This is a genomic window from Cupriavidus sp. YAF13 (genome assembly GCF_052113425.1).
GTDB lineage: Bacteria > Pseudomonadota > Gammaproteobacteria > Burkholderiales > Burkholderiaceae > Cupriavidus.
In genome coordinates this window covers 15,984-42,958 of record NZ_JBFRDD010000066.1, presented here as the reverse complement: position 1 = coordinate 42,958, position 26,975 = coordinate 15,984, and the positions used below count along the sequence as shown (strand labels likewise).

The 26,975-nt window shown below is 65.6% G+C and carries 17 protein-coding genes and 1 pseudogene; 9 read left to right on the top strand and 9 right to left on the bottom strand.

Features of this window, described 5'->3' with window-relative positions:
- A pseudogene (locus tag AB4061_RS35030) lies at positions 1 to 251 on the top strand (copper resistance protein CopQ); the annotation flags it as partial.
- 111 nt (positions 252 to 362) lie between these two features.
- On the opposite strand, the gene AB4061_RS35025 reads toward AB4061_RS35030, so the two are convergent.
- Positions 363 to 1,943 (bottom strand): aldehyde dehydrogenase (NADP(+)), encoded by a 1,581-nt coding sequence (locus AB4061_RS35025; RefSeq protein WP_441640738.1) that lies wholly within the window; start codon positions 1,941 to 1,943, stop codon positions 363 to 365.
- 103 nt (positions 1,944 to 2,046) lie between these two features.
- Positions 2,047 to 2,973, bottom strand: a complete 927-nt coding sequence (locus tag AB4061_RS35020) for a dihydrodipicolinate synthase family protein (protein WP_441640737.1) — start codon at positions 2,971 to 2,973, stop codon at positions 2,047 to 2,049.
- A gap of 173 nt (positions 2,974 to 3,146) precedes the next feature.
- Between AB4061_RS35020 and AB4061_RS35015 the strand changes: the two genes are divergently transcribed.
- From AB4061_RS35015 to AB4061_RS35000, 4 genes are all read left to right on the top strand, one after another.
- A complete protein-coding gene (locus AB4061_RS35015; RefSeq protein ID WP_441640736.1) occupies positions 3,147 to 4,082 on the top strand; it encodes a LysR family transcriptional regulator in 936 nt (311 codons plus the stop codon).
- Positions 4,083 to 4,262: 180 nt separating this feature from the next.
- Positions 4,263 to 5,234 carry a Bug family tripartite tricarboxylate transporter substrate binding protein gene (locus AB4061_RS35010; RefSeq protein WP_441640735.1) on the top strand — a complete coding sequence of 324 codons (972 nt, stop codon included), beginning with the start codon at positions 4,263 to 4,265 and terminating at the stop codon, positions 5,232 to 5,234.
- 31 nt (positions 5,235 to 5,265) lie between these two features.
- Complete coding sequence (locus AB4061_RS35005; RefSeq protein WP_441640734.1) at positions 5,266 to 6,297, top strand: 4-hydroxythreonine-4-phosphate dehydrogenase PdxA; 1,032 nt, start codon at positions 5,266 to 5,268, stop codon at positions 6,295 to 6,297.
- A 63-nt stretch (positions 6,298 to 6,360) separates the two neighbouring features.
- Positions 6,361 to 7,536, top strand: coding sequence for an L-rhamnonate dehydratase (locus AB4061_RS35000; RefSeq protein WP_441640733.1), 1,176 nt, complete (start codon positions 6,361 to 6,363; stop codon positions 7,534 to 7,536).
- Positions 7,537 to 7,640: 104 nt separating this feature from the next.
- On the opposite strand, the gene AB4061_RS34995 is transcribed toward AB4061_RS35000, so the two are convergent.
- A complete protein-coding gene (locus AB4061_RS34995) occupies positions 7,641 to 8,591 on the bottom strand; it encodes a LysR family transcriptional regulator (RefSeq protein WP_441640732.1) in 951 nt (316 codons plus the stop codon).
- 181 nt (positions 8,592 to 8,772) lie between these two features.
- On the opposite strand from AB4061_RS34995, the gene AB4061_RS34990 reads away from it, so the two are divergent.
- The 4 genes from AB4061_RS34990 to AB4061_RS34975 all read left to right on the top strand — a co-directional run bounded on the left by AB4061_RS34990 (position 8,773) and on the right by AB4061_RS34975 (position 13,210).
- Positions 8,773 to 9,591, top strand: coding sequence for a hypothetical protein (locus AB4061_RS34990; protein WP_441640731.1), 819 nt, complete (start codon positions 8,773 to 8,775; stop codon positions 9,589 to 9,591).
- Between the two features lie 179 nt (positions 9,592 to 9,770).
- Complete coding sequence (locus AB4061_RS34985) at positions 9,771 to 11,600, top strand: gamma-glutamyltransferase family protein (protein WP_441640730.1); 1,830 nt, start codon at positions 9,771 to 9,773, stop codon at positions 11,598 to 11,600.
- A 106-nt stretch (positions 11,601 to 11,706) separates the two neighbouring features.
- Positions 11,707 to 12,687, top strand: coding sequence for a Bug family tripartite tricarboxylate transporter substrate binding protein (locus AB4061_RS34980; RefSeq protein WP_441640729.1), 981 nt, complete (start codon positions 11,707 to 11,709; stop codon positions 12,685 to 12,687).
- Positions 12,688 to 12,691: 4 nt separating this feature from the next.
- The gene (locus tag AB4061_RS34975; RefSeq protein WP_441640728.1) at positions 12,692 to 13,210 is read left to right on the top strand and encodes a GAF domain-containing protein; all 519 of its coding nucleotides are present in this window, start codon (positions 12,692 to 12,694) and stop codon (positions 13,208 to 13,210) included.
- Between the two features lie 127 nt (positions 13,211 to 13,337).
- Here AB4061_RS34975 and AB4061_RS34970 read toward each other — a convergent pair whose 3' ends face one another.
- The 6 genes from AB4061_RS34970 to AB4061_RS34945 form a co-directional block, all read right to left on the bottom strand.
- Positions 13,338 to 13,907 carry an SCO family protein gene (locus tag AB4061_RS34970; protein WP_441640743.1) on the bottom strand — a complete coding sequence of 190 codons (570 nt, stop codon included), beginning with the start codon at positions 13,905 to 13,907 and terminating at the stop codon, positions 13,338 to 13,340.
- Between the two features lie 312 nt (positions 13,908 to 14,219).
- Entirely contained in the window at positions 14,220 to 15,878 is a 1,659-nt protein-coding gene (locus AB4061_RS34965) for a c-type cytochrome (protein ID WP_441640727.1), read from the bottom strand.
- 2 nt (positions 15,879 to 15,880) lie between these two features.
- Positions 15,881 to 16,705 (bottom strand): hypothetical protein, encoded by an 825-nt coding sequence (locus AB4061_RS34960; protein WP_441640742.1) that lies wholly within the window; start codon positions 16,703 to 16,705, stop codon positions 15,881 to 15,883.
- An 18-nt stretch (positions 16,706 to 16,723) separates the two neighbouring features.
- A complete protein-coding gene (locus AB4061_RS34955) occupies positions 16,724 to 17,509 on the bottom strand; it encodes an outer membrane lipoprotein-sorting protein (RefSeq protein WP_441640726.1) in 786 nt (261 codons plus the stop codon).
- Between the two features lie 46 nt (positions 17,510 to 17,555).
- Positions 17,556 to 18,053, bottom strand: coding sequence for a hypothetical protein (locus AB4061_RS34950; protein WP_441640725.1), 498 nt, complete (start codon positions 18,051 to 18,053; stop codon positions 17,556 to 17,558).
- 177 nt (positions 18,054 to 18,230) lie between these two features.
- Positions 18,231 to 26,975 (bottom strand): Ig-like domain-containing protein, encoded by an 8,745-nt coding sequence (locus AB4061_RS34945; protein WP_441640724.1) that lies wholly within the window; start codon positions 26,973 to 26,975, stop codon positions 18,231 to 18,233.

The window sequence follows — 26,975 nt, the reverse complement described above, 5'->3', positions numbered from 1 at the left end:
ATACCTTCACCGAAGGCGCCCGCATCGCCGGCCTCGACCGCTCGGGTGTCTCGGCTACGCCGGCTCGCGGATTCGATGCCTACTCCGATGGCGCACGTGCCGGCAAGTTTGACCCGTACACGGATGGCGCGCTGGTTGCCGGCCTGGATAGCACCGGCGTATCGGCTACGCCGGCCCGCAGCTTCGATGCCTACACCGACGGCGCTCGCAGCGGCAAGGTCGACGTCTTCACCGAAGGTGCCAACGCCTGATGCATCCGACAGTAAGAAACGTTACCGCGCGCGGTGCCGGCTGACAGCCGCGCCGCGCGCTTTGCCTTGAAGCGAGAGGGAACAAGTGAGCTAACCGCTAACCGCTAATCGCTAACAGCTAGATTGCATTTCGCCGTCCACCCGCACCGCGAGGCCCAGCGGATTGCCGGCCCGCAGCGCTTGTGGCAGCAAAGCCGCAGGCATGTCCTGGTAGCAGACCGGACGCAGGAAGCGCGCGATTGCCAGCGAGCCAACGGAAGTCGAGCGCCCGTCCGACGTGGACGGATATGGGCCACCGTGCACCATCGCGTGGCTGACTTCCACGCCCGTACCGAAACCGTTCACCAAGATCCGGCCCACGCGCCGCTCCAAGGCAGGCAGGAGGCCGCGTGCAGCGTCGTGATCGGCTTCATCGATGTGGATGGCGGCGGTCAATTGCCCTTCGAGGGATTCCACCACGCGCTGCATGCTGGCCAGGTCCGGGCAACGCACCACCAGCGACGCCGCGCCGAAGATCTCCGCGCGCAGGGCCTCGTGCTCAAGGAACGCTTGCGCGGTAGTGGAAAACAATGCGGCCTGCCCCTGGTATTGCGCGCCCGCCTGCCCACGCGCCACGGTGCTCACCTGCGGATGGCAGCCGATGGCATCCACCCCCGCGCCGTAAGCGCGGTGAATGCCGGGCGTGAGCATGGTTGCAGCCGGGATCTGCGCGATCGCCGCTTCGGCCGCTGCCAGGAAGCGCTCCAGATCCGGGCCGTCCACGGCAAGGATCAAGCCGGGATTGGTGCAGAACTGGCCCGCGCCGAGCGTCAGCGAGGCTGCGAATGCCTTGCCGATGGCATCGGCGCGGTTGCCCAGCGCGTGCGGGAACAGCAGGACCGGGTTGATGCTGCTCATTTCCGCGTAGACGGGAATCGGCTCGCTGCGGGCCGCGGCGATCTGCATCAGCGCGGTGCCGCCGGCGCGCGAGCCGGTGAAGCCGACCGCCTTGATGCGGTGATCGCTGACCAGCCCCTGCGCGATCTCCAGGCCGGCATCGAACAACAGCGAGAACGTGCCCTCGGGCAAGCCCAGCGCCTCCACCGCCTTCTGGATCGCACGGCCGACCAGCTCCGAGGTGCCAGGATGCGCCGGATGCGCCTTGACGATGACCGGGCAGCCGGCGGCGAGCGCCGACGCCGTGTCGCCACCCGCCACCGAGAACGCCAGCGGGAAATTGCTGGCGCCGAACACGGCCACCGGGCCCAGCGCGATGTGGCGCAGGCGCAGGTCCACGCGCGGCAGCGGCCTGCGTTCCGGCTGCGCGGGATCGATGCGCAGGCCGAGGAAGTCGCCCCGCCGCACCACGCCGGCAAACAGCCGCAACTGGCCCACGGTGCGCCCCAGTTCGCCTTCGATGCGGGCGCGCGGCAGGCCGCTCTCGCTGACGCAGCGCGCGATCAGCGCGTCGCCGATCTCCAGGAGATTGGCGGCGATCTTCTCGAGGAACGCGGCGCGTTGCTCGAGCGGCGTTTCGCGATACACATCGAACGCCCGCGCAGCCAGCGCGCAAGCCTGGTCCAGTTGCGCCCGCGTGGCGCCGCCAAAAGCCGGCGCCAGGGTTTCGCCGGATGCGGGATCGACGGCCCGGAGCTCGCCATGGGTGCCGCGCACGGACTGGCGGCCAATGAGCAGTTCGCCTGTGAGGTTCATCTTGGGTCCTTGAAATGAAAAGGCGGCGCGTCAGCGGCGCCGCCAGTCGTTCGATATGGGTTAGGGGTTAGGGGTTAGCGGCTCGCGTCAGCCGTGGCGCGCCTCACTTGCCCCAGCGCAGCACCATCGGATCCAGCCGGCGCGCGATCTGCAGCAAGCCGGCACGCGTGGCCGGGTGCATGGGCTGCAAGGGATGGCGCAGCGCGTCGCAGGCAATCACGCCGCCCTCCTTCATCAGCGCCTTGGCGGTTGCCAGCCAGCCTTGCCGGTTCTCATAGTTGATCAGCGGCAGCCATTGCTGGTAATGCTGCGCGGCCAGCTCCGTGTCGCCGGCCTGGTAGGCATCGACGATCTTGCGGATGCCATCGGGGAAGCCCGCGCCGGTCATCGCGCCGGTGGCGCCGGCATCGAGGTCGGCCATCAGCGTGATGGCTTCCTCGCCATCCCACGGGCCGACGATGGCGTCGCCGCCAAGCGCGATCAGCTCGCGCAGCTTTACCGCGGCTTGCGGCACCTCGATCTTGAAGTACGAGACGTTGGCAATCTCCTTGGCCAAGCGCGCCAGGAACGGCGCCGGCAGCGTGGTGCCGCTGACAGGCGCGTCCTGGATCATGATGGGGATATCGATCGCCGCTGAGATGGTCGCGAAGAAGTCGTAGATGGCGCGCTCGGGCACGCGGATGGTGGCGCCGTGGTACGGCGGCATCACCATCACCATGGCGGCGCCGGCATCCTGCGCGGCACGGCTGCGCTCGGCGCAGATGCGCGAGCTGAAATGCGTGGTGGTGACGATCACCGGAACGCGGCCGGCCACGTGCTCTAGCACCGTGGTCATCAGCAGGTTGCGCTCATCGTCGGTGAGGACGAACTGCTCGGAGAAGTTCGCCAGGATGCAGATGCCGTTGGAGCCGGCGTCGATCATGAAATCGATGCAGCGGCGCTGGCCGTCGAGGTCGAGGCCACCCTGCTCGTCAAAGATGGTGGGCGCCACCGGGAATACGCCACGGTAGGCGGGATGGGTATCTGGCATGGTGTCTCTCTCCTTGTTATGGCTCGGCGACTTGCGGCAGGGAATGAATATACGGCGCGCCATGCCACGCTGTATATTGAATCCTTTCCATCTCGTGATCGCTTTTACGACTCACGACTCACGACACACATGGCCGCTCACATGGCCGTCATCCTTCCGGAACCCGAACGCACATGAAAGCCACGCTGGACGTGCTGATGTCCCGCCTGCGCATGAAGCAGCTGCAATTGCTGATCGCGCTGGACGACCACAAATCGCTGCACCAGGCCGCGTCGGCCATGGCCATGACGCAGTCCGCGGCCAGCAAGGCCTTGCAGGAACTGGAAGGCATGCTCGATGCGCCGCTGTTCGAGCGCTCCAAGACCGGCATGCGGCCGAACCAGTTCGGCCACTGCGTGATCCGCTATGCCCGCCTGCTGGCAACGGACCTGACGTCGCTGTGCCAGGACATGGCCGAGATCCGCTCGGGCCGTGGCGGGCACCTGGCCGTGGGCACCATCATGGGCGCGGTGCCGCAGGTGCTGGTGCCGGCGCTCGATGCCATGCAGGCCGACCAGCCGAACCTGTCCATCGAGATCGTCGAGGACACCAGCCTGCGCATGCTGACGCTGCTCGACGATGGCCGGCTGGACCTTGTCATCGGTCGTGCGCTGGTGAGCGAGCAGCCCGCCAGCTATCACTACGAGCCGCTGGGCGACGAGCCGATCTCCGTGGTGGTTGGCTATGCCCACGCGGCGCCGCGCGGCCGGGAGCTGGGCTTTGCCGACCTTGCCGGCTACCGCTGGATCGTTTATCCCGGCCAGATGCCCATGCATGCTCTGCTGCAGCGGGAGCTGGACATGGCGGGACTGGGCATGCCGCCCAATGCGATTTCCACCTCGTCCACCTTTGTCACGGTGACCATGCTGCAGCGCAGTGCCAGGCTGGTATCGCTGTTGCCGACCAGCGTGGCGGAGCTGTTTGCCCGGCAAAAGCTGCTGCGGATCCTGCCGGTGCGGATGCAATCCCGCCAACAGACCTTCGGCATCGTGACCCGGCGCGGGGGCACGCTGTCCGCCGCGGCCGGACAACTGATCAAGCTGCTGCGTGCCGGGTGCTCGCCAGCCTGAAAGCGCGTTTCAGGCTGGCCGCTGGCCATGCAAGACGCCCCAGGGGGTTCCTCCACGTATTCCCACAGGTAATCACCCATTCAATAAACATCATTAGTCAGATATCACTCCCATCCTTATAGTCTGGCTATCCGCGCATCAGCACATCAGCGCAGGCCCATAACAATGATGGAGACAATGATGAAACGATGGATGTCCGGCGCCCTCGCCGGCTTGCTGGGAATTGGAATTGCCGCCGCCATGACCGGCGCCTGCGCGCAAGACACCCGCCCGGTACGGTTGATGGTGGGTGCCGCGCCCGGCGGCGGCACCGACGTCATGGCCCGCATCGTCTCCGACAAGCTCGCCGCCATCCTCAAGCAACCCGTGGTGGTGGACAACCGGCCCGGCGCGTCCAACACCATCGCCGCCGACATTACCGCCAAGTCCGCGCCCGATGGCAACACGCTGTTGATGGGTGTGGTCACCTCGCAAGCCATCGCGCCGCACCTGCTCAAGCTGCAATTCAATCCGCTCAAGGACCTGGTGCCGGTGGCGCTGGTGTCGTCGGTGCCCAATGTGCTGGTGGTCAACAACCAGGTGACGGCGCGCGACGTCAAGTCGCTGGTGGCGCAGATCCAGGCCAATCCCGACAAGTTCCGCTATAGCTCCTCCGGCGTCGGTAGCACCCAGCACCTGGCCGGCGCGGCGTTTGCGCACCAGATCCATGGCAAGTTGCTGCACGTGCCCTACAAGAGCAGCAGCAGCGCGCTGGTGGACCTGATGGGCGGGCAGGTCGACATGAGCTTCGAGACCATGCCGTCCGTCATCAACCATATCAAGGCCGGCAAGCTGCGCGCGCTGGCGGTCACCGCCGATCAGCGCTCGGCGCTGTTGCCCAACGTGCCCACGCTGGCCGAAGCCGGCGTGCCGGGCATCCAGACCAATGCCTGGTACGGCGTCTACGCCCCTGCCGGCACGCCGCCCGCCACGCTGCAAAAGCTGGGCGCCGCGCTGGCCACCCTGCTCAAGGATCCCGACACCGTGCGCCGCCTGAACGACGTGGGCGCACTGCCAGGCACGCTCAATGCCGCCCAGTTCGATGCCTTCTCGCGCGCCGAATATGCGCGCTACGGCAAGATGATCGCCGAGCTCGGCGTCAAGCTGGACTGAACCAACATCCCCCGATCATTCTGAGACCCCCATGACCCAACGACCCAGAATCGCCATGGTGCTCGGCGACCCCGCCGGCATCGGCCCCGAACTGATCGCCAAGCTGCTCGCGGACCCCGATACCGCGGCGCGCGCCGATATCCTGCTGATTGCCGACCGCGACGAATGGCGTCACGGCATGCAGGTGGCCGGTGTTGACATCGCACTGCGCGAAACCGACTCGCTGGTGTTCGCCGGCAATGACAGCAACAACGCGGCGCGCCTGTTCCACTGGCAGCTCGACGGCAAGCCCGCCTACCAGCGCGGCGTGGCCAGCGCCGAAGGCGGCCGCTACAGCCTCGGCACGCTGGCACTGGCGCTGGAACTGGCCGACGCCGGCAAGGCCGATGCCATCCTGTTCGGCCCGCTCAACAAGAGTTCGCTGCATGCCGCGGGCATGGGGCATAACGACGAGCTGCACTGGTTCGCCGAGAAGCTCGGCTACCACGGCGCCTTCTGCGAGTTCAATGTGCTCGATGGCCTGTGGACCTCCCGCGTGACATCGCACGTGGCGCTCAAGGACGTGCCCGCCATGATCAACCGCGCCAGCGTGGGCGACGCCATCGACCTGATCGACCAGGCCCTGCGCGGCGCCGGCATGGCCCGCCCGCGCATTGCCGTGTGTGGCCTGAACCCGCACAACGGCGACAACGGCGCCTTCGGATGCGAGGAGATCGACATCATCGCGCCGGCCGTGGCCGACGCACAGGCGCGCGGCGTGGCGGCCGATGGCCCCTTCCCCGCCGACACCATCTTCCTCAAGGTGCAGGGCGGCCCGGACGAGCGGCAGTTCGACGCCATCGTCACGATGTATCACGACCAGGGCCAGATCGGCATCAAGCTGATGGGCTTCTCGCGCGGGGTCACCGTGCAGGGCGGCCTGCCCGTGCCGATCACCACGCCGGCCCACGGCACCGCCTTCGATATCACGCAGCAAGGCCGCGCCGACCTCGGCGCCACGCTGCAGGCTTTCCGCATTGCCTGCCAGATGGGCAGCAGCCGCGCAGCCCACAAAGCCCGCTAAGCCCAGTAAGCCCAATAAGCCCGCCACCATTCGCCACTGGCACCCAAACCCACGGAGACTCTCTTGAAAATCACCAACATCCGCACCCGCGTCTTTGAATGGAAGGGCAAGACCGTGCCCCCGCAGGCCCACTTCTGCACCAACGCCACCGACATCCTGTTCGAGCGCGGCGACGCCATGGGCTCCTTCCGCTTCCACGGCTGGCTGGTGGTGGAAGTCGAGACCGACACGGGCCTCGTCGGCATCGGCAACTGCGCGCTGGCGCCGCGCGTGGCCAAGGAAATCATCGACCAGTACCTGGCCCCGATCGTGATCGGCCAGGACCCCTTCGACAATGAATACCTGTGGCAGAAGATGTATCGCCGCACCCACGCCTGGGGCCGCAAGGGTATCGGCATGGCCGCGATCTCGGCGGTGGACATCGCGCTGTGGGACCTGATGGGCAAGGCCGTGGGCAAGCCGGTGTTCAAGCTGCTGGGCGGGCGCACCAAGGAAAAGATCTGGTGCTACGCTTCCAAGCTCTACAACAACGATGACCGCGACGCCTTCCTGGCCGAAGCCCGGAGCTATCTCGACCAAGGCTTCACCGCCATGAAGATGCGCTTTGGCTATGGCCCGAAGGATGGCCCCGCCGGCATGCAGAAGAACATCGAGCAAGTGCGACTGTTGCGCGAGCTGGTGGGCGACAGCGTCGACATCATGCTGGAGTGCTATATGGGCTGGACGCTGGAGTACGCCCGCCGCATGATTCCGCGCCTGGCCGAATTCAACCCGCGCTGGCTGGAAGAACCGGTGATTGCCGACGACATCGAAGGCTACGCCGAACTCAAGAAGATGAGCCCCTTCCCCATCTCCGGCGGCGAGCACGAGTTCACCTCCTAYGGCTTCAAGGACCTGTTGGAGCGCCGCGCGGTGGACGTGATCCAGTACGACACCAACCGGGTTGGCGGCATCACCGCCGCGCAGAAGATCAACGCCATGGCCGAGGCCTGGTCCGTGCCGGTCATCCCGCACGCGGGCCAGATGCACAACTACCACCTCACCATGGCCTCGACCGCATCGCCGATGTCCGAGTTCTTCCCGGTGCACGACGTGGAAGTGGGCAATGAGCTGTTCTACTACATCTTCAAGGGAGAGCCGACGCCGGACAGGGGCTACCTGCAGCTCGACGACAACTTGCCAGGGCTGGGGCTGACGATCAACGAGGAGTATTTCGGGGAGTTCGAGATCATCGGATAAAAGGGGCCGCAACAGCCTGCAATCCTCCTGGCTGTGCCGGCTGCGCTCTCTGAAGGGCGCAGCCGGCCACTTGCGTTTCAGGTCCGGCCTCGGTCCTTCCCCCCTCACCCCTTCACCGCCACCGCCCCCAGCAACGCCCGCACCAGCGCCTGCAGCGGCTCGCTATGCTCCGTGCGCCGCAACCACATCGCGCCCACCGCAGGCAGGTCCCACGTCAGCGTATGCGGCAACACAGCCGCGCTGCCGGTGGCCGCGAGCTCGGCCGCCACCGCGCGCGGCACGATGGTGATGGCGCGTGGCTGGTTGCGCATCAGCGTGGCGATGGTCTTGATCGAATAGGTTTCCACCATTGGCGTGGGCGGCACCGCGCCGGCGGTGGCGAACAGTGTGTTGATGGTGCGCCGGATCGGCGTGTGCGCGGGCGGCAGGATCCAGTCCAGCGCCGCCAGGCGCTGCCAGTCCAGCTTGCCGCGCGCGAGCCGCGCAGCGGCGTCCACAGGCACCACCAGCGCCGGTTCCTCGCGGTAGAGCGGCGTCTGCGCGATGTCGTCGCCCGGCGCGTAGAAGGACCGGGCAATCACGCAATCGAGCTCGTGCGCGCGCAGCGCCGCCACCAGTTCATCCGTGGTGCCCTCGCGCACCAGCACCGCCACGCGCGGCTGCTGCTGCAGGCCGTGCGAGCAGGCCGCGTCCAGCACCACCGGCGCCACATAGGGAATCACGCCGATGCGCAGCCGCCCGTGCAGTCCGGCGCCGATCACCGCCAGCTCCCGCCCCAGCGCCTCCGTATCCGCCATGGCCAGCCGCGCATGCGCCAATACCGCCGCGCCGGTGCCGGTCGGCTCCAGCCCCCGGCGCGAACGCACGAACAGCGGCACCATGAAGATCTCCTCGATCTCCCGCAGCGCCTTGGTCACGGCGGGCTGGGTCAGGTCCATCTCGGCCGCCACGCGCGAGACCGAGCGCTGGCGGTCCAGCGCCAGGAGCAGCGCGAGGTGCTTCAGGCGCAGGCGCGAGACGAGGTTGTGCTGGAGTTTGTCGACTGGTGAGGGCAATGAAAGTCCTGGGCCTGAGCACGTTGCAAGCCTGTGATTTTACTAGGGCACGTTTGAACCACCGGCACCGGCAGCATACGTGCGGTAACGCGCGGACCGCGGTCGTGACGTTGTAGCACAATGCCTGGCGGATCCCGGCTGGATCTCAGCGCCGAAATCGTCACTTCTATGAGAAGACACGATGAACAGGGTCACAGGCCACCTGGCCGTCCTCTTCGCATTGAGCCTGTTTGTCATTCCTGGTGCGCAGGCGTCCGACATCGTCTGTAAAACAGCGCCCCGTGCGGCCCCTGCCGGCTGCCAAGGCCCGGCCGCAAGCCGCCAGGCGTGTGCGCGGCAAACAGACAATCGCCCGCGCGCGGCGCGGCTCATCTGCGATTACGCCCTTCTGTCGATTGGCTATGAGCGCATCTATGCCGAACAGCAGCGGCTGCTCCACACAGGCGCAATTCGCAAAGCGGATATCGTAGCCTGGCGCAAGAAGCGGGACGCTTGCGACTCCGTGCGCTGTCTTGACGGTGTCTTCGCGCAATGGCCGCAGCACGATGCCAGGCCGAAGCCGGCCCGGGACGCCAATCGCGCCAGCAAGCAGCACGAGAAGCTGGAAGCGCATCACAGTCCACGACGCGGCGGAGCGGCAAGGCCAATGCCGCTCAGACAGAATCCGCAGGCACCAGCGCAGCCGGTGGCCACGCCGCACAACGCGCCGCCGGCCACGATCGCTACCACCACGGACACATCGTTCCGCGCTTCGCCGACGGTCGCCGCTGCGCCCCCTCTCGCTAACAAGGCGGTTTCCGGCCCCAAGGGCACTCTTGGCAACCTGGCCTGGTTTGGCGCGTTCGGCATGAGCCTGGCCTACCTGCTCAAGCGTGGACAGGACGGGCGCTTGCGCAAAGTGGTTGCGCAGTGCCGGCGCACGCCGGCACCCATGCTGGTGTTGTACGCATTAATCGTCGTGAATGTCCTGCTTCTGTTCTTCGCGTTGGCGAAGGGCTAGTCCAAGTGTGGCCATGGCCCGCGCAAAGCATAACCAATCTGTTATGCAACGATAATTTATTGGCCAAAAGCGGTTATCCGGTGACCTTATACTCCCAGGCACCAACCCCATTCGGCTTGCGTTGCGCGCTTGGGCGCCAGCGTGTTTCTCCACCTTGCCCGATCCGCCACGGAGTCTCCATGTTCACCACCCGCCCGGAAATCGTCGGTACCTTTGGCGTGGCCTCGTCCACCCACTGGCTGGCCTCGCAAACCGCCATGAGCGTGCTGGAGCGCGGCGGCAATGCATTCGACGCGGCCGTTGCCGGCGGTTTTGTGCTGCAGGTGGTGGAGCCGCACCTGAACGGACCGGGCGGGGAGGTGCCCATCCTGCTGTGGAGCGAGCGCGAACGCGGGGTGCGCTCCATCTGCGGGCAAGGCCCCGCGCCCGCGCTGGCTGACCCTGCCGCGATGCGCGCCATGGGACTGGACCTGGTGCCCGGCATCGGCCTGCTGCCCGCCACGGTGCCCGGCGCCTTCGGCGCGTGGCTGACCATGCTGCGCGACTACGGCACCTGGATGCTGGCCGATGTGCTGGCCCCCGCCATTGGCTATGCGCGCGACGGCTTCCCGCTGGTGCCGCGCATCTCGCAAGCCATCCTGGCGGTGCGCGAACTGTTCCAGAACGAATGGCACAGTTCGGCGGCCGTCTGGCTGCCTGATGGCCGCGTGCCCCGCCCGGGCAGCCTGCATACGGTGCCTGGCGTGGCACGCACCTATACGCGCATCGTCGAGATGGCCGAAGCCGCCGGCGGCACGCGCGAGCAGCAGATCGACGCCGCGCTGGATTGCTGGTACCGAGGCTTCGTCGCCAGGGAAATCGACAGCTTCTGCCGTACCCAGGCGGTGCGCGACACCACCGGCGAGCGGCACAAAGGACTGCTGCGCCATGAAGACATGGCGCACTGGGCGCCCACCGTGGAAGCGCCCGCCACGCTGGAATTTGGCCGCTATACGGTGGCCAAGTGCGGCATCTGGAGCCAGGGCCCGGCATTCCTGCAGCAGCTCGGCATGCTGCGCCACGCTGATCTCGCGGCCCACGCGCCGACCTCGCCCGAGTTCGTGCACCGCATTGCCGAGGCGGCCAAGCTGGCCATGGCCGACCGCCTGGCATGGTACGGCGACCCCGGCTTTGGCGATACGCCGCTGGCTGGCCTGCTCGATCCCGGCTACCTCGCCGCACGCGCTCGCCAGATCGGCGAACGCGCCTCGCTCGACATCCTGCCGGGCACGGTCGGTGGCCGCGCGCCCCGCCTGCCCGACCTCGGCGCGGCGGAGCGCACGCTGCGCCACGCCGACGTGCGCTTCGGCGTGGGCGAGCCCACCTTTGCGGCCATGCCGCCGGTAGCGGAATGGGCCGAGCGCGAGATCTTCGTCGGCGACACCTGCCACATCGACGTGATCGACCGCGACGGCAACATGGTCGCGGCCACGCCATCGGGCGGCTGGCTGTCGTCCAGCCCGGTGATTCCCGCGCTGGGCTTCGCGCTCAATACCCGCCTGCAAATGACCTGGCTGGAGCCGGGCCTGCCCAACACGCTAGCGCCGGGCAAGCGCCCGTGCACCACGCTGTCGCCCTCGCTCGCGCTGCGCGACGGCGAGCCCTATATGGTCTTCGGCACCCCCGGCGGCGACCAGCAGGACCAATGGTCCGTCGCCTTCTTCCTGCGCCACGCCGTGCACGGCATGAACCTGCAGGAAGCCATCGATGCGCCTGCCTGGCATGTCGATCATTTCCCCGGCTCGTTCTGGCCGCGCAAGGTGGTGCTCAACCGGCTCAGCGTGGAGTCCCGGCTGCCCGAGGACACCATCGCGGCGCTGCGCGCGCGCGGCCATGAGGTCAAGGTGGGCGAGCCGTGGTCGGAGGGGCGGATGTCCGCCTGCACGCGGGAGCGCGATGCGCAGGGGCGGCTGGTGCTGCGCGCCGGCGCCAATGCGCGTGGCATGCAGGGATATGCGGTGGGCCGCTGACGGAGCATTGGCTCACGGGTCCACAGGCTCACTGGTCCCGACTCGCAGGATCGAATCAAACCGGATCGCACCGTGCGGTTCGCATAGCCATCGGAGAAGGAAAGAGATGAAAGCCGTTTTGAAGCGCTGCTTGCTGGGCCTTGCCACGTTCTCGCTGTTTGCCGCCGCCTCGGGCGCCGGCGCCGCCGATCCCTTCCCGCAAAAACCGATCACGCTGATCGTGCCGTGGGCCGCCGGCGGCTCCACCGACATCCTTGCCCGCGTGCTGTCCGAGCACCTGACCCGCTCTCTTGGCCAGCCGGTGATCGTCGACAACAAGCCCGGCGCATCCGGCAATATCGGCTCTGCCATGGTGGCGCGCGCCAAGCCCGACGGCTACACGCTGCTGGTCGGCTCCATGAGCACGCACGCGATGAACCCTGCGCTGATGCCCAACATGCCCTTTCGCGGCGTGGAAGACTTCACCCCGCTGGGCCTGCTGGCCTACGTGACCAACACCATGGTGGTCAACCCGTCGGTGCCCGCGCACAACGTCAAGGAGCTGATCGCCTACGCGCGCGCCAACCCCGGCAAGCTGGCCTATGCCAGCGCCGGCCCTGGGTCCACCAACCACCTGAGTGCGGTGCTGTTCGAAAAGATGGCCGGCGTGCAGATGCTGCATGTGCCCTACAAGGGGGGGGCGCCCGCCGTGGTCGACACCGTGGCCGGACAAACGCAATTGCTGTTCTCCGCCGGCACGCAAACCCTGCCTCACGTCAAGGCCAACAAGCTGCGCCTGCTCGCCGTGACCGAAGCCAAGCGCTCGCCGCTGCTGCCCAACGTGCCCACCGTGGCCGAGACCGTGCCCGGCTATGAGCTGTCCGTGTGGTACGGCGCCTTCGGCCCGGCCGGCATGCCGCCGGCGCTGGTGGCACGCCTGAACCAGGAGATCAATCGCATCATGTCGCTGCCGGACGTGAAAGAAAAGATGAACGCCATCGGCGTGGAAACCGCCACCTCCACGCCCCAGCAATTCGGCACCATCCTGCGCCGCGACGCGGACCGCTATGGCAAGTTGATTCGGGACCTGGGCATCAAGGGGGAGTGAAGCCGTGACCGATATCGTGACCTTGCCTGTGGCGTTGCTAGCCTCGCTATGCGACACCCTGGCGCGCGCAGCCGAGCCCGCCACCGCCTTCGATGCGATCGGCAGCACCACCGCCGCGCTGCTGGGCCCGGGGCTGCTCACCATCAACGCCTACCGGCGTGCCAGCTCCGAAGTGGTGCGGCTATGGTCCTCCGACACCACCGCTTACCCCGTGGGCGGCCGCAAGTACAAGGCTGATACGGCGTGGACACGCTGGGTGCTGCACCAGGGCGAGGTCTTCGTGGGCGAGGGGGACGCGGCCCTTGAGGCCGTGTTCGACGATATTTCGACGATTCGCGAGCTTGCGCTTTCGGCAGTGGTCAATGTACCGGTGTGCGAGCGCGGACTCTGCGTGGGGACGTTCAACTTTCTTGCGGCGCGCAGCGCGTGGACGCAGAGCGAGGTGGCCGTGTTGCGCTTGCTCGCGCAGATGGTGGCGCCGGCGGTGATGGCGGCTAGCGCTGCGGGGGAAGCAGAGCGCTGAGACGGGACGCCCGGCATCCGCCGTGCCGGCCGGCGAAGCGTCTACTGTCGGCATTGCGGATGCTTTGCACTTTGCAAGGACCTGGCGGAGATCCCTGCAGAGCCCCAGAAGCCGGATCATGCTCCATTCAGTTAGCTGCGACCAGCTTCTGATAGGCAAGGAACAACTCGTCCGCGGTAGCAAAGCCATCGATCCGCAGCCATGGGTTGCCCGGCGCCGCACGCAGGAATACCACGGGACTGTGGTTCATCTTGTCCTCGTGATAGACGTTGAACGCGCGCTGCGTGGCAACGCTCGCGGCAACAGCGCCGGTGTAGTGCTGCCATTCGGGACCCGCGCCGAACTTCGTCGCATATTCACGCAGGCGCGACGGCGTGTCCTGCTCCGGGTCGATCGAGATCGACACCATGTGCACCTTGTCCCTGTTCGGGCCAAGCTCGCCCTGCAATTGCGAAAGCGTCTGGCTGATCACCGGGCAGACGGATGTGCAGGTGGTGTAGATGAACGTGAGGACTACCGGGCGGCCATCGTCCAGTTCGCTCTTCAGGGAAACGGTCCGCCCATCGTCGCGCACCAGGTTCACGGAGGGCAGCGCGTAGGTCACCGTCGAAGTGCGCGTATCCCGCATCATGTGGTGATGCGCGTGCGGATCGGCGTCATCGTGCGCGATGGCGCAAGGCACCATCGCTGCAAGCATGCCGCCAGCTGCGATCGCCGACATCAATACCCTGGCCCATCGTGCCTTGACCGTTCTCCTTCTACTCGCTCTCATGACAATCTCCTTGAGCAGTGATCGGCACACCTCGGCAACGGATCGCCCGGCGTCGGCTTTATCTCCGGCGGCACACGCCTGCCCGCCCCTGAATTATGGGGACCGGCCGCGCAGCGCGGTATGGGGCGGGCCCCTACTGCGGCGGTAGGGCAATCCATCCGGCCCACCCGGCACAGCGCGCAGCCGAACCTGGCAGCGCCCGCCTTCTGCGCGCATGAAAGGCCGCGGGATGCCCGCCTACGGCACGGTCCACTCTCCATCGGCGGCCAGCCGCATGCGCTCGGGCTCCGCAAACCGGACGATGTAACCCCCTTTGGAGGCAAAACGCTGACCAGGCCCGAGGGTCAGGCGTGGGTAGTAGCCGGTGATGATCCGGCGCTCGATCATGTCGTCGAGGCGCTCCACCAGGTAGTCGGGTGTGAAGGTATCGGCCATGTGGCTCAGCGTCTCCGCCAACAAGCCACAGGCAAGAAAGGTGTCCGCCTGCGTCTGCTCGGCAACGACCGGGATACGCCGGATCGCGAACCAGCCGAGCGCGTAGTCGACCCTCACGCGCCGCCGCTCCGGCAGATCGACGGGATAGGCAAGGCGCGTAACGCCGCGCCAGCCCGCGGGCAAGGGCGTGCGATCGAGCCCGCCCATCAGGCCCGACATGAACACATCGGCATGCGGCGGCGGTACGCTCCCGAGCGCGGCGACATCGTCCGGGCGCAGCCACAGCATCAGCGCGTCCGCGCCCGCTGCACCGCGCAGCGCTGCGGCCACGCTCTCGCTACTGGCGAGAGCGTGGCTTGACACGGGGACGCCGTGCCGCTTCAGTGCCGCGGCAAGGGCCCTGGCGCCCGCCTCCCCGCTGTCACCGGCACGATAGAACTGCCGCACCGGCTTTGTCGCCTTGCCACCTCCCCCATCCAGGATCCGCTTCGCGATCAATTCCGCTTCCAGCAACACGCCGCTGGAGAAGTACAGGGAATAGAAGTCGGCATCGCCATTGACCGGCACCTCCACATTCGGGAACAGGCATGGCACCGCCTCCTGCTCGCAGAATGCGTGTACCGGCGCCCAGTTCCTGCCACCGAGCCCTGACACCACGGCGAAGACCGGTTGCGCCGCCATATGCCGCCTGAGCTGATCCTGCCAGGTCGCTTCCGGGCCGGTCAGTTCCCAGACATGCAGTTGCCAGCGGCGATTGACCATGAACATCATCTTGCGCGATGCACGCAGCGCGGGAGTCGGCCCGAGCGGAAAGGTATTCTTGTCGGCGAAGTAGTGCTCGAGCACATCCAGCATGCCGCGTCGTTTCACGGGATCGGCGTCCGGCGTGACGATGGTGGCAAAGTGGAGCACGGTATCCGTGACCCCGGACGGCCTGCGCTGGTCCAGCCGCTTCAGGTACGCGATCAGTACGGCCATGTCGGCGTCGTTCAGCGCGAACTGCGGCATCAGGTAGTTCAGCGGCCGGCCTTCGGAGTCGAGGCCTTCGCGGATGGCCCTGGCGATGGTCTCGTCGGTGTACGGATCGCGATCGGCCCGCATGCCTTCGACGAAAGGCAGGTAGAGGTCGTCGAGGCTCTTGGCGCGCGGGTGGAAGAGATACCGCCCGGTGATCGGCGGTACGGTGCCAAAGCCTTCCTTGGCGCCAAGGCCGCTACGCCGGTGGCAATTGACGCAAGCCGCGGCGGCCCCCTGCATGCGCATGCCGCCGTCGCGGACCGCCTCGAGCGGCGCGCCAGAAGGCAGCACACCGCGCAGGAAGATCGGTGCGCCAGCATCCGCCGCCGGAGCGCCGCCTGCCTGCCCGCCGAACGCCGTCGCCGCGGCGGCCAGGGCGCACGCAACGAGCGTCCGCAGGGCGGATCTCCGCCCTCGTACGCTGGCGAGCAGCCCCCGGACCATGACTATGGCGCCCGCCGGACCATGCTGTCCGATCCAGGCTGCGCCTCGGCATCAATCGAAAGCGGCTTGTCCTGCCTCGGTGTGCCTGGCTTGGCGAACATCCAGTCTCCCAGCGCCGGGTTGAACGAGACTTCGTCGATCACGAGCCTGTCCTTTGCCTGGGCCGTCGCCACCCCGCTTTCGATGGTGCAGGGTATCTGCAATCCGTCGATCGTCCTGTAGTCGCGGTAGAAGACCGTCACCGTGTGCGACTGGCCGAGCACGTTGCGGGACTCCCGGTCGTACCGGATTTCCAGGAACGTCTTCGCGTCGATCCACAGCAGGCGGCTGCCGCCCGAGGGCAGCCGGATGCGAAGGCGGTATGCCTTGCGCCCTTCGACCTCATCGACACCCTCGCTCTTCACGGCAATGCCCTTGGCCTCGTAGTCCATCAGCGGTCCATCGATGACCTGCTCGTCCTGAGCGAACTTCAGCTCCTCCGTCGTGTAGGGCTGCAGATTCGGCTTGCCGGCCTGGGTCGGGTGGACTTTCCAGCCATGACTGCCATCGAAGACGCGCACGGCCATCTGATTGAGCGCCGTGATCTCGAAGCGCGTCTTGTTCGGACGCTTCATCGCCAGCATGAAGCGCGCAGGCGCGCTCGCGCTCTCCACATGCCCGACCCAGACCATGGTCTGGATCTTGCGCCAGGCATCCAGCCCTCCCTTGGCGGCGGCGTTCTTCTCCACAATCTGGGCTACGCTCAGATCCGGCGCCGTCAATGGCTCCGCCGCCGTCACCAGCGCCGAGGCAAGAACGGCGAGCACCCCAAGGGCGATCCGTCTTATCATCATGGCCCCTCCCCCTTACTTGCCGGGTAGCCTGGCCGACGCCAGCGGCGGCTTCGCAAACATGGCATCGTCCACCGGCTGATTCAGCGCCACACGCTCGATGGTCATCTTGCGGGTTTTCTGGACGCCTTCAACGGCGGTTTCCATGACATGCGGAATCTTCAGCCCGCCCTCCGCCTTGTAATCCCGGTAGTAGATGGCGACGTTATGCATTCTGCCGTCCAGCTTCCGTGGCTCGCCTTCCATCTTCAGTTCAAGGAAACTCGTTGCATCCACCCACAGGCGCCGTTCCACGTGGTCTTTCATGGTCAGCTTGAGCCTGTAGGCCTGGTGCCCCTCCACGGACTCCATGCCCTGCACTTCGACCTTGGTGCCTTTCCTGGCATAGTCGACCAGCGGGCCGTCCAGCTCCGCCGACGTCGCGGCCACCTTGGCTTCAGCGGCCGTGTACGGCTCGACCTCGTCGCGCCCCAGGAAGGGCCTGACCTTCCACCCCTGCACCCCGTCGTAGACCTGCAGGGCCGTCTGGTCCTGGAAGCGGATCTCGAACCGGCTCTTGTGCGGCCGCTTCATGGTCGCCACGTACGGCAGCTTCACGTCCTTCTTCCCGCCAACATCGAGCTGGCCCGACAGGGTCAGGCTGTTGACCGCCCGCCAGGCTTCAAGCCCGCCACGGGCAGCCACATTCCGGTCGGCGATCTGGGCGGCCGTCAGCCGGCTCCCTGGCGCGCTTTCCGTCGCCGCGCCGGCGGATCCCGCCAGCRACACCAGGCCCAATGCCAGGAAGAGAATTCGGTTCATGAGCACACCCCCCAATCCATGCCTAAAAGATCGCGCCCGCGCGCGTTCATTCAACCACCAGGCCGTCGATATGAAAGGAACCGATCATCACGTTGACGCGGTCCCCGGTTTTAATCAGGTTGCCTTTGTTGGAAAACACCATCCAGTATTCCTGGCCAACCGTCAGCGGGCCCGACTGACGAAGCTGGCCGATCTTGTCCATGACCRGTATCTGGAGAAGCGCCTGGCTCCTTCTCCCGAACAGGTAGGGCGTTGCATTCTTGTCGCTCAGGATCTTGGCGATCCACGGGTCGGTAACGCGGTAGCTGAAGCGAATCAGGTTGCCCGACGCGGTCCGGCGCACGTGCAGATCCTCGACACCGCCGTAGAGATCGTAGTAGGCCTTCGCATGCTTTGGCAGCTTCACCGGCGTATAGGGCGAGGTCCTGGCGGACGGCGAAGGCGCATGTGTCAGCGCCGCCGAAGGCGCCTCCAGCGGGAAGGCCGAGTCCGCCAAGGCCCTACCCGCCCAGACGCCACCGGCGAGCAACATCGCGATCGTCATCAAGTTTCTGGCATGGCTGGACATCTTCTTATGTCACCCCTGGCGCTCACCTGTTGCTCACCTGTTGCTCACCTGTTGCTCACCTGTTGCTCGCCTGTTCCTGGCTCCTCGATGCCGGAGGGGGCGCCCAGAGCCGCTCCCCTCCCCGCTTTCCACCTCGCGCTCCTCCCCCTTCTCCTAACGTATTGCCACGCCAGTCAAGGCCGAGCTCTGCGTACCAGCGCTATCGGTAATGCTGAGCGTCCCCTTCTGAGCCGAGTTCACCGCGTCGCGGAAGCTAGGCCTGAACCGCACGGCGATGGCGCAGGTGCCGTTCGGAGCCAGGCTGGTGATCCTGCTACCCGCGTTCGGGTTGACGGTGCCGCAGGTCGTCTGCTGTGCAACGATGACGAAGTTCGCGCTATCCACCGTGATCGCCGGGTTCGCAATGCCTGTCAACGGTACGCCTCCCGTATTCTTCAGCGTAAAGACATGAACCGGCCCTGCCTCGCCCCGCTCGACGCTGCCGAAGTCCTGGGTCGGCGGCGTCAGGCTCGCGCCGGAAGCGGCGCTTGCCACGAACTCGACCGCGCCGATATCGAACTTCGTGCCGTGCGGCCGGGCGGTACCGAAGAAGTCGTGATTCGGGGCACCCGCGTCGGTGGCGGCGTCGATTGCCGGCGAACCCGACGCGATCGCGTAGTTGCCAAGCGGCACGTTGTAGCCCGGGCTGCCAGACGAGATGCTGGCGTTGAACAGGGAGAGCGGTCCGTAGGACATATTGATCCACTGGTTGCCTTCATCCGGGGTCGCCGTCGGCATCAGGCCGAAGAGCGGGTTGGGCAAGACTGTATCCGAGATGCCCGGCGGCACGGCGAATCCGACCCCTCCACCTTCCGGCGGCACCCGCGAGCCATTGCAGTACTGGCTGACAACAGCGGGGTTGGAACCCAGGTTGCTTGCCCCCTGGTAGTCGGCGGCGTCAGTCAGGATCGAGAATTGCGGACTGAGCGTCAGGCCCGACTCATGCTTGCTCGGTCCGGAGTCGCCAAAGGCGCCGATGTCCCAGTAGATAGCCTTGGGATCGCAATAGCCCGTCGTCTTCCCGGCCTGGTTTAGCGTCGGATTCAGCGTCACCACGTTCTGCAAGCCAGGGATCGACGGATTGAGGCCGCCCACCGTGATATAGAACGAACGGTTCTGCCAGAACAAATTGTTGGCCATCACCGGGTTCGAGAACGTCGTGCAGGCAGAGGTTCCAACCGGGCAGGTTACCCCTGCATTGCTGAACGCTGCGATGAAGTTCGGCGTGTGCCGCGCCGTCTCGAGACCAGCCGGCTGGTAGGTCGACGTGGTGATCGGATCGCAAGTTGTTTCCGCGCCCACCGTGGTGCACTTCGTCGGCGGAGGTACATTGGACTGAGCGGCTGCGGGCGTGTTGAAGAGTACGCCTGCCGACGCCGTCGCGTCGTTGGAAACGATGGTGTTGTTGATGAAGTTGACGCCCACCGCATCCTGGATCGACACGCCGCCCCCTGCCCACCCCGCGACGTTGTTCGCGATGATGTTGTTGGTGACGGAAACCCGGTACCACTTCGACGCATCATTGGGACTGCGCTGTACATCGGTGCCGTTGATGCCCTGCAGCCGCAGACCACCGCCTTTACCGCTCTCCGCCGTGTTGCCGATCAGGAGATTGCCGTCGATCGTGAGGCCCGGGCCTGCGCCGTCGGACAGCTGCGGTGCGCAATCGACGTCGACGGTCTGGTTCTCGCAGAAGGTGCCATCCGGCGGTACGCCCTGGGCGATGATGCCGCCCCCGTAGGTAGGTAGCGTCGGGTTGTTGCTCTGGTTGAAGAGCACAAGATTGTGCGAGATGTCGCCGTTATAGCTGAAGCCGAAGTGGGCCACGCCGCCGCCGTCACCACTACTCATGTTGCCGCACACCCAGTTGTAGTTGAAGTGGTAGTTGTCGGCTCCCGAGCAGAAGGTCACGCCGCCGGCCGCCGATGGCGTGGTCGAATTGATTTCATCACCGTAGGAAGCGTTGGAGGTGACCGCGTTGTGATGCACATTCACGTTCATGTTGAAGCCGAACGGAATCTGCGTCACGCCGTCCGCACCGATGGTTCCGTCCGGTACCTCGACCTGGCCGATCGTGATGCCGCCCGTGAGCGTGCCGGCATTGCCGAAGACGCGGTTATTGGAGATCTCCATATTGTGGTTCCAGCCGTGCAGGAAGATGCCACCGCCGCCTTGCGAGCTGTTGGTGAAGGTGATGCCATCGATGCGCGACGGGTTGCAGAGGAAATTGCCGGGATTATTAGCGCAATCCCCGGCGCTGGCCGTCAGCGGCGTGCAGATGCCGTTGGCGATGCAGTTGGCGTCGGGCTGCCCGTTGACGTCCTGCACGCCCTTGGCCAGCACCGTAATCGCCGCACCTTCGTACGCCCCCATCAGCGTGGGCTCGATCAGCAGCTCTCCCAGGTTGCCGTTGAGCGTGTTGTCCCACCCGACGGTCGGCTCGAAGGGTATGGGGTCGATCTTCCGCTGCATGGTTGACGGGCAACTGTAGGTGTTGGTGGGATCGAAGGGATTCGACGACGAGATCACCCCACCGTTGCGCGACATGCCAAACAGGCARCTGACCTGCGCCCGCCACGGGTCCATCTTGCCAGACGGGTGCGTATTCGCGTTGACAGTCACCGAGGCAGCGCCAACGCCCTGCAGCCGGACCGGCTTCCACATCAGCAGCATCTCCTGGTAGACGCCCGGGCCGACGATGATCAGGTCGCCGGGGACGGCCTTGTCGATCGCCGTCTGGATGGCGTTGCCGGTGGCATTTTCGCCGGCGACGTAGGTCGGCGCCTTGCCGCCGATGCTGACGCTGACGGTGTCGACAGACTTCTTGCCATTGCCCGCGATGATCACCAGTTCGCCGTGGTCCGATGACAGCGCAGGCACCGTGACCGTGATCGACTGGTCGGTCCATGCCGTGATCTGCGCAGGCGTGCCGCCGATGGTTACGCTCGAAGGCACAGTGCAGGCGCCTCCGACGCTGGTACACCAGCTCCCGAAACCATAGTGGCGCGTGATGAGCTTCTGATTGTAAGGGACCTTGCTCGCCCCTGGTCCACTGTAGGCATGGTTGGTCACCTGCTGGTCGCCCAAGGCACTAATGGTCAAAGTGTGGCCCGCAGCGCTGACCCACGGACCGGCACCGCCGTTGCTGGTATCGCCTACGACCTTCGAGATCGCAGGCGTGGCATCCGGATACGCGCAGTCAGGCTGGTTGTATCCATCCGCGAATGCCTGCACCGGCACCACCGGCGTGTCCATGTACTGGGTCTGTCCCGGCATGAAGGGAATCTCATAGCAGAACTGGCTGTACGCGGGGTTGTACAGGGGGTCCTTGATAGTCTGCCCGGGGTGCGCGGGATCCGGCATATCCGGGTCGTTCATGCACGCGACCATCATGGTCGGCGCATAGCCGGTCGGATTCGGCGGATTGACTTCCCAGGTCGAATAGTTCAGGCCATTGAAGATGCCCCACTGGTCGGAGTACACACGGGCCACTTCGTTGCCGCCGAAATCCTTCATCGACACCGGCACGTTGGGTACGGCGAACTTCTCGCCGAATTGCGGCGAATACGGGTCGAATTCCGAAGAGAAGTCGTCCAGCATGAAGCCCGTGAAGTGCGCGGCGACGTGGGTTGAGCTGAATACCCAGAACTTCGCCAGCACCGTCATCTGATCGGTAAGCGTGACCTCCTTGCGGTCGCACAGGTGCCGCGACGCACCGGCGAACGGCGCCACTTCCTGCGAGCCCGGGAACAGGCTGATATAGTCGGGAACGATGCGCAGCGCACCGACGCAGGGCCAGAAGGTCTCGACGCTCCCGGTGTCGCCCTCATGCCTGGGCGTGGATCCCAGATCCGTGGTCGGGTTCTGCGGATTGTTCGCGTTATAGGTGGCATTCACGGCCGCCTGGTCGGGCAGGATGAAGATACTGCCCAGGCCAGCGAACTGCTGGGTCACCGGCGCGATGTAGTTATCGCCAATGAGGATGTTCTTGTCTTCCTCTTTCACCAGTTCGTAGCCCGGGGGCACAACCACCTCGACCACATACTTGCCGGGGGGCAGCATGGGCGTTCCGGCCTCAAAGACTCCGCCACCCGCGGGATTCGGCACGCAGATGGTGCAGTTGGTACCCATCGGCCTTCCGGTTTGCGGATTCCTGCTTTTCACGCTGGGGAATTGGTACATCCCATCGTAGGGCGCGGGCTGCAGCTGATTGAACATGTGCATGCCGTCATAGCACTTGAACTGGGAGTTTGCCGGCAAGGCAGTGTGCTTCGGATCGAGCCACTGGGTACTGTTGCGCAATGTGAAGAAGTACGGGTCCGTGGTTTCCTGGCCCGGACAGTTCATATTGGGCACGCCGTCGCGGCGGAAGCCCTGCGCCCAATCGTCCCAGCTGCTGGTCGTGGTGGTATCCACCAAGGTCAGGCTGGGCGTTCCATCCCGGGCAGTGCCCTCCTGATACAAGTTGACAGTCACGTTCGGCACGTTGGGCGTCCAGCTCGTGTGGATCAGCAGCGCGGGATCATCAAACGGACGCGTAGACGCGTAGATCACTTCACCCTTGATGCCACCGTTCTCATTGTCGGCGAACGGCGTCTTGCCAAACTCGATGAACGAACTCTGGCCCGAGAAGCCTTGCCAGCCAAGGGTGGTCACCGACGGCGGATCGATCCGGCCGGTCGACGGGTTGGCGGCGCTGTGGCCGGGGTGCAGGATCGAATAGCCGGTGCAATCGGCGTTGTCGCAGTACACCGCGCCGGGGACCCGTAGCTTGTCAGGCAGATGTGCAGTCGCGGATTCCGTTGTGTTGGCAAAATTCGCCGCAATGTTCGACTTACCGCCACCAGGCGTGCCATCCGGCGGACCGCCGGCGTCATAGACCACGTGCACACCCGTCTGCTTGAAACGGGTCGTATCGGCTTCCACCACATACCAGTTGAACAGCGGGAAGATCTCGTTGAACGCGGCGTAGCCGTTGAGGTCGGTATTGTTGAAATTGGAGTAGCTGCCATCGCGGAAGCGGATGTTGGTCGGAACCAGCGTGAGGCCAGGCTCGCCGTCTTGCGAAACGCCATCACGATTCAGATCGACGAACGTTCTCGTATAGAGATTCGTGTGCCATTGCAGGACCGCAAGATCTCCGACGTTGACGCTCCTCGCGTTGGGTCCAAGCTGTACCGCCGTGGCGAGGCCATCGACGATCTGGTCGTTCCACTGGTCGAACACCGTCAGCCTGAATGTGCCATCGGGAATGCCGGAAAAGCTGAACTCGCCCTTGTCGTTGCACTTGGTGAAGGCAATATCCTCGCCGTCCGGATCCCCCAGGCTCACATAGCATTGCGTGAAAGCCAGGGAGTCGCGCGAGCCACTACCGTAGAGATGCTGGTTGGGCGGCCGGCTGTAGTGCAGGTTGGTGATTCTGCCGTTGACCGCATTGGCGCACGAGGCTCCAGAACGGTCGCATAGGCCGGACTTCGCGGCATTGGTCCTGCGATCATTGATGATCTTCGCGTTGGCGAAGCCGACGGAGACGTGGAAGCCGGCCGGGCCAAACTCCTGGAAGTACGCCGGGCCGCCTACCTTGATGAAGGCATCATGGGCTTTCTGTCCGTCGAGCGTATTCGTCTGGAGCCACTCCTCGCCCTTGGCAATTCTGTCGGCTGCCGGCGTGGCCACCACGCCGTATCTGCCGGGCATCAGGTTGGCGATGATGGCCTGGCCGACCAGCGGGGAAAGTGTCTTGCCGTCGGACTCATATTTCGGACAGGTGGGAATCATGCCGACCAGTCCGTCTTTCGCCGACTTCGGCGTTGGCGAGATCGGGCACGCATTCAGGTGCGTGAGCGGATCAATCATCCCTTGCAGAGAGTTGGACAGGGGCATGTTGAACATGTCATACGTCATTTGCCCGGTGGCATCGCCTGTACCGCCCGCATCGTCGAAGAGCTTGATCTCGAAGCCTCCCAGTCCCGGTTCCCGGGACGTCCCGAAGCCCTCGGTGCCGCCGCTGACGTCGACTTCGCCGTTGAGCGGTGCGTCATCCTCGAACACGAACACCGAGACCTTCGCCGTCGCCAGCGGCGTTTGTTGCAGCGGTATGTTGACCGTCTTCTGTGCAGGCGCGATCGGCGCGCCGCCCATGCCGTGGCCACAGGTTCCCGTTCCGGGGGCGAAATCCGCGACCGACGGGCAGTCCTTGGCAATACTGAAAGGCCTCTGCGGTCCATTGGGATTGGCCGGATCGACCGGCTGGGGTCCCCCCGCACCCGCGGAGAAGGTGTTGCCGGCATCACCGGGCAAAATCGAAATGTAGTAGTGCTTGGCCGGGTCGAGCGCCACCTGGCTCGGGTCGACCGGGGCCTGCTGCGCGGAGTCCGTGCGGCAGACGCCATTGCCAACATCGCACACGGCTGGCATGTGCGAATTGCTCGCCGGGTCGAAGACAGTCTGCCCCGCCTCGCAGGCGACTTTCCCGACACAGCCCGCGGCAATGACAGGCATATAGCTGGTATGGAAACTGGTCCCCAGACTCGGCACAGGCAGCGCCGGGCAATTGGCCGGCCGCGTGGCGGAGTTCACCTGGCATGCGGGGTCGATCTGGAAGGTGCGGTCTTCCTCGATGATCCAGCGGTAGTCGGTGATCTTGACCGGCGTTGCCCCCGGTCGCACGCTCGGCGCGTCAAATACGTTTACGACCAGGCCACTGCCGCCCTTGAACGTCACCGTCACCGTGGCGGCATTGCTCGGCGTCTTCTGCGAATTCACCGCCTTGTACTTGAAGGTCACGCTAGCCGTCGTCGCGGCGCCCGGCGCAGCCGTGGGTATTGCCGTGAACGAGCCGTCCGCGTTCAGCGTGACCGTGCCGCCTGTGGCGCTACCGGCGACCAGCGCGGCAGTCAGCGGAAGCTGCGAAGGATCGCTATCGTTCGCCAGCACGCCGGGCGCGCCGATCTGCAACCGCGATGCGATATTGCTGGCGAAGCTATCGCCGCCGGCTGTGGGCGCCCCCCCCTTGCAACTACCGGTACAGGCGCCCAGCGTCACCTTCGCCGTCAGTGCGGCGTTTCCGTTAGCCTGGTACGTGAAGCTGTCGGACGCGGTGCCAGCATTGGGCACGTAGGTAAACGTACCATCAGGATTCAAGGTGACCGTGCCGCCCGTGGGTGCTGTCAGCAGCTTGACGCCATAGACGCCCACGTCGTTGGCGACCACGCCCTTGGCGGGGTCCGCCACCGTCAGGCTACTGCCCGAAACCAGGAAGTAGGAGTCGGGGTTGGCCTTCGCAGTCACCCCGCTGGAGGGCAAAGTGGCGCCATTGGCACCGACATATGCCATCATGCCGCCGTCGCGCTGATTGTTGGTGGATAGACTCAACTGACGATCAAACACCGCCAGGGCTGCTGGCGCGGTCGCCGGAGCGACAGCCACGGGGGCATTGATCAGTACATCATAAGTCTTGCCTGCCGCCAGGAATACTTCATTCTGCACTCGCCGGTTCCCCGGGAGGAGATTGCCATCCTCCGCTACCAGTGACAGCCCCGAAACCACCTTGGGCGTACCCGAGCTGTTGTCGGTGGTCAGGGCCCCTACGATGGACGGTACATGCATGCGCAGACCAGCGTTGACGAAGCGCACCAGGACACTGCCGGTGGCGTTGGCAGGGTTCGTCGAGAACAGCGAACCGGCGATCTTGGTTCTGTCGAAAGCGACGCCATTGACAAGGTAGTAGCGCGGATCGTAGTTGACGGCCGGCGGATAGCACGCGGCCGCGCCGTCGCTGCAGATCACGCCAGTCAAGGTCAACGCCGCAACGATCTGCGCCCCGGTGCCCGTGGCACTCGTTACCGTGACGGCGGGAACGGCGTAATAGCCCGTACCGGCACTGTCAACCGTGATACCCGTGATAGCGCCGCCGCCATCCACGCTTGCGACATGAGCCGTCGCCGCTACCGAAGCGCCGCCACCGGAGAACGCGACGAGATCGCCAACCTTGTAGCCGGTACCGGCGATGGGGTTGCCGGCGGAGTCGAGTGCCACCGAGATGGAGCTGACCGAGTCCCTGAGGACGCGCGAGGAGGTTTCGCTGAAATTCGCCGACGACACAGCCGTGGCCACTGCGGCATTCTGCGTGGCATCGATTTCACTGAGCAGCAGCGGAGCGTCCGCGTTGTAGGTGACGCCCGGATAGGCGGTGCCCAGCGCGGGCACTACGGGAGCAGTGGTAACCACCAGCACGCCGTAAAGACCCATCGGACCCTGGATGGAGGGGTGGGTTCCCGATTCAATCAGGTAGGTACCGGGCTTGAGATTGTTCCAGGTCAGCGCCGTTGGGCTTGCGCCCGTGGTCGTCGCCACTTCGGTTGCCAGGGACTGCACACGCGGCCCCTGCGCGGGCGGATTGAAGGTGGCGCCATTGCTATCCCCGGCAATCGGCCAGGTAACGGCCTGCACCGCATGGTTCGGGCTGGGCATCATGGTCCGCGCGGTGCCCAGACCGCCGCCCAATTGCCCCACGATCACCAGCGACGTCGGTATGCCCGAGGTGGCGCCTGGAGGCACCGGCAGGTGATTGGTAAGATTGATCGTCAGATTGCCGGGAGGGACGGTAATCACCACGGGCGTCCAGCTCGTCCCGGCATTCGGGTTCAAGCCTTTGCAGGTGGCGGGCGCGGCGACGCCGGTGCAGCTGTAGCCCCACATCGGCACGATCTGTCCGTCGGGAAGCGTGGTGCTGGTGGCGCTCGCCGTCAGGTTGACGCTCTGCGCGAAGGACACGCAGCTCGCCATGGAGAGGATCGATGCAGCGAGGCCTGTCTTGACCAAGTCGAAGAGGCTCGCCTTGAACTGGTTGGATCTCAT

Coding starts and splice junctions, on each gene's coding strand:
- AB4061_RS35025 (WP_441640738.1), bottom strand. CDS start 1,943: ATGAACCTCACAGGCGAACTGCTCATTGGCCGCCAGTCCGTGCGCGGC.
- AB4061_RS35020 (WP_441640737.1), bottom strand. CDS start 2,973: ATGCCAGATACCCATCCCGCCTACCGTGGCGTATTCCCGGTGGCGCCC.
- AB4061_RS35015 (WP_441640736.1), top strand. CDS start 3,147: ATGAAAGCCACGCTGGACGTGCTGATGTCCCGCCTGCGCATGAAGCAG.
- AB4061_RS35010 (WP_441640735.1), top strand. CDS start 4,263: ATGAAACGATGGATGTCCGGCGCCCTCGCCGGCTTGCTGGGAATTGGA.
- AB4061_RS35005 (WP_441640734.1), top strand. CDS start 5,266: ATGACCCAACGACCCAGAATCGCCATGGTGCTCGGCGACCCCGCCGGC.
- AB4061_RS34990 (WP_441640731.1), top strand. CDS start 8,773: ATGAACAGGGTCACAGGCCACCTGGCCGTCCTCTTCGCATTGAGCCTG.
- AB4061_RS34985 (WP_441640730.1), top strand. CDS start 9,771: ATGTTCACCACCCGCCCGGAAATCGTCGGTACCTTTGGCGTGGCCTCG.
- AB4061_RS34980 (WP_441640729.1), top strand. CDS start 11,707: ATGAAAGCCGTTTTGAAGCGCTGCTTGCTGGGCCTTGCCACGTTCTCG.
- AB4061_RS34970 (WP_441640743.1), bottom strand. CDS start 13,907: ATGCTTGCAGCGATGGTGCCTTGCGCCATCGCGCACGATGACGCCGAT.
- AB4061_RS34965 (WP_441640727.1), bottom strand. CDS start 15,878: ATGGTCCGGGGGCTGCTCGCCAGCGTACGAGGGCGGAGATCCGCCCTG.